The 3,687-nt window shown below is 71.6% G+C and carries 1 protein-coding gene and 1 pseudogene; one reads left to right on the top strand and one right to left on the bottom strand.

From position 1 onward, the window contains the following. The coding region (locus AC2W7G_RS11445) for an HAD hydrolase-like protein (protein WP_485868542.1) at nucleotides 1–275 on the bottom strand (275 nt) is incomplete at its 3' end. Between the two features lie 254 nt (nucleotides 276–529). Here AC2W7G_RS11445 and metH point away from each other — a divergent pair. Beyond that, a pseudogene (gene metH / locus AC2W7G_RS11440) lies at nucleotides 530–3,687 on the top strand (methionine synthase); the annotation flags it as partial.

Raw genomic sequence — 3,687 nt, 5'->3', positions numbered from 1 at the left:
ACCTCGGTCAGCGCGGCGTCGCCCCCGGCGAGCCCGGCCGCGACCTCGCTGACCAGCCGGTCGACGACCTGGGCCGACGTCAGCGGCAGGTCGAGCTTGGTGCGGATGATCTCGCCGCTCACCTCGAGCGCGCTGCCGACGAGGTCGAGACCGTCCTGCTCGGTCCAGACCTTGCCGTGCTCGGCCGCGATGCGGCCCTCGGCCGCCATCCAGAGCGGCTCGGTGTCGACGAGGGTCCCGTCCATGTCCCACAGGACGGCGGCAAGCGTGGTCACCGCCCCAGCGTAGGGAGGCGGTCCCGGACCGCCGGCGGCGACTCCGTGCCCTGCGTCCGCGATGCGAGACGACCGACCGACACGTGAGACCACTCGCCGAGACGGTCGCGTGCGCCGTCGCCCAGCACGAGTACCGTGGCAACGCCCCACGACTGCGAGGTTCCTCCTTGAACGTCTCCCCCGACCACCGCCCCGACGCCACCGAGCCGCTCAGCGCTGCCCTGCGCGAGCGCGTCCTCGTGCTGGACGGCGCCATGGGCACGATGATCCAGCGGCGCCGGCTGGAGGAGGCCGACTACCGCGGCGAGCGCTTCGCCGACTGGCCGAGCGACGTCCGGGGCAACAACGACCTGCTCAGCCTCACGCGTCCCGAGGTGATCCGCGAGATCCACCGCGAGTACCTCGAGGCCGGTGCGGACGTCGTGGAGACCAACACGTTCAACGCCCAGCGGGTCTCGCTCGCCGACTACGGCATGCAGGACCTCGCCTACGAGCTCAACGTCGCGTCCGCCCGGCTGGCCCGGGAGGCCGCGGACGCCGTCGCCACCGACGAGCGGCCGCGCTGGGTCGCCGGCGCCATCGGTCCGCTGAACCGCACCGGCTCCATCTCGCCCGACGTGAACGACCCGGCCGCCCGCAACATCGACTTCGACGAGATGGTCGAGGCCTACCTGGAGCAGGCCCGCGGTCTCGTCGACGGCGGCGCCGACCTGCTGCTGATCGAGACGATCTTCGACACGCTCAACGCCAAGGCCGCGATCTTCGCCGCCGAGACGCTGTTCGAGGAGCACGGCCGCCGGTGGCCGGTCGTCATCTCCGGCACCATCACCGACGCGTCCGGCCGCACGCTCACGGGCCAGGTCACCGAGGCGTTCTGGAACTCGGTGCGGCACGCCCGCCCGCTCATGGTCGGCCTGAACTGCAGCCTCGGCGGCAAGGAGCTGCGCCCGTACGTCGCCGAGCTGTCCCGGGTGGCCGACTGCTTCGTGCACGCCTACCCCAACGCCGGCCTGCCCAACGCGTTCGGCGAGTACGACGAGGCGCCCGACGACACCGCCGGCACCGTGCGCGAGTTCGCGCAGAGCGGGCTGGTCAACCTCGTCGGAGGCTGCTGCGGCACCACCCCCGAGCACGTGGCCGCCATGGCTCGCGACGTCGCGGGGGTCGCGCCCCGCGTCCCCACCGTCGTCGAGCCGGCGCTGCGCCTGTCCGGCCTGGAGCCGCTGACCGTCGACGACGACTCGCTCTTCGTCAACGTCGGCGAGCGCACCAACATCACCGGCTCGGCCCGGTTCCGCCGGCTGATCAAGGAGGGCGACTACACGACCGCCCTGCAGGTGGCCCGCCAGCAGGTCGAGAACGGCGCGCAGGTCATCGACGTCAACATGGACGAGGGCATGATCGACGGCGTCGCCGCCATGGTGCACTTCCTGCGCCTGGTCGGCTCCGAGCCCGACATCTGCAAGGTGCCGGTGATGATCGACTCCTCCAAGTGGGAGGTCATCGAGGCCGGCCTCAAGAACGTCCAGGGCAAGAGCATCGTGAACTCCATCTCGCTGAAGGAGGGCGAGGAGGCGTTCGTCGAGCACGCCCGGCTGTGCCGCAAGTACGGCGCCGCGGCGGTCGTCATGGCCTTCGACGAGGACGGCCAGGCCGACAGCCTGCAGCGCCGCATCGAGATCTGCCGGCGGGCCTACGACATCCTCGTCGACCGGGTCGGCTTCCCGCCCGAGGACGTCATCTTCGACCCGAACGTCTTCGCCGTCGCCACGGGCATCGAGGAGCACGCCGCCTACGGCCAGGACTTCATCGAGGGCGTCCGCTGGATCCGCGACAACCTGCCCCACGCCCGCACGTCGGGCGGCATCTCGAACGTCTCGTTCTCCTTCCGCGGCAACAACGCGGTGCGCGAGGCGATCCACGCGGTCTTCCTGTTCCACGCGATCCGCGCCGGCCTGTCGATGGGCATCGTCAACGCCGGCGCCCTGGTGGTGTACGACGAGGTCGACCCGGTGCTGCGCGAGCGCATCGAGGACGTCGTCCTCAACCGCCGCCCGGACGCGGGCGAGCGGCTGCTCGAGATCGCCGAGGACTTCGCGGGCGACGGCACCGTCGAGGAGGCGGCCGCCGAGCAGTGGCGCTCGCTCCCGGTGGCCGAGCGCATCACGCACGCGCTGGTCAAGGGCATCGACGACCACGTGGAGGCCGACACCGAGGAGCTGCGGGCCGAGCTCGCCGCCCGCGGTGCGCGTCCGATCGAGGTCATCGAGGGTCCGCTCATGGACGGCATGGGCGTCGTCGGCGACCTGTTCGGCGCGGGCAAGATGTTCCTGCCGCAGGTCGTGAAGTCCGCGCGGTCATGAAGAAGGCCGTCGCCTACCTCATCCCGTTCATCGAGGCCGAGAAGCAGGGCACCAGCACCCGCGACACCGCCGGCACCGTCGTGCTCGCCACGGTGAAGGGCGACGTGCACGACATCGGCAAGAACATCGTCGGCGTCGTGCTGCAGTGCAACAACTACGAGGTGATCGACCTCGGCGTCATGGTGCCCGCGCAGAAGATCCTCGACGCCGCGCAGGAGCACGACGCCGACGTCATCGGACTCTCGGGCCTCATCACCCCCTCGCTCGACGAGATGGTCTCGTTCGCGGCCGAGATGGAGCGCCAGGGCCTGGACCTGCCGCTGCTGATCGGCGGGGCGACGACCTCGCGCGCCCACACGGCGGTGAAGGTCGACCAGAAGTACCACGGCCCGGTCGTCTGGGTGAAGGACGCGTCGCGCTCGGTCCCGGTGGTCTCGGCGCTGCTGTCCGACACCCGGCGCGAGGCGCTGCTGGCCGAGGTCGAGACCGACTACACCCAGCTGCGCGAGCGCCACGCCGGACGCCAGGACACCCGGCGGCTGCTCCCGCTGGAGCAGGCCCGGGCGAAGGGGACGCCGATCGACTGGGCCGGCTACGAGCCGCCGCGCCCGGCCATGATCGACGACCCGGCGTCCGCCTGCGACGTCTGCGGGGCTGAGACCGGTCCGTACGTCCGCCACCTGCACGGCTACCCGCTGGCCGAGCTGCGCGACTACATCGACTGGCAGCCGTTCTTCAACGCCTGGGAGCTCAAGGGACGCTTCCCCGACATCCTCAACAACCCCACGACGGGCGAGGCGGCCCGCAAGCTGTACGAGGACGCCCAGGCCATGCTCGACCGCGTGGTGGCCGAGGACTGGCTGACGGCCAACGGCGTCGTCGGCCTGTTCCCGGCCGACCGGGTGGCCGGCGAGGACGTCGCGGTCTACACCGACGAGTCGCGCACCGACGTCCGCGCCGTGCTGCACCAGCTGCGCCAGCAGACCGAGGGACGCGAGGGGCGCGCCGCGGCGCTCCCTGGCCGACTTCGTCGCGCCGCGCGAGACCGG

The sequence above is a fragment of the Aeromicrobium sp. PFPM2_SD2 genome, assembly GCF_057364525.1.
Note: the sequence above shows the minus strand (reverse complement) of the source record. Positions and strands in the feature narration are given on the sequence as shown.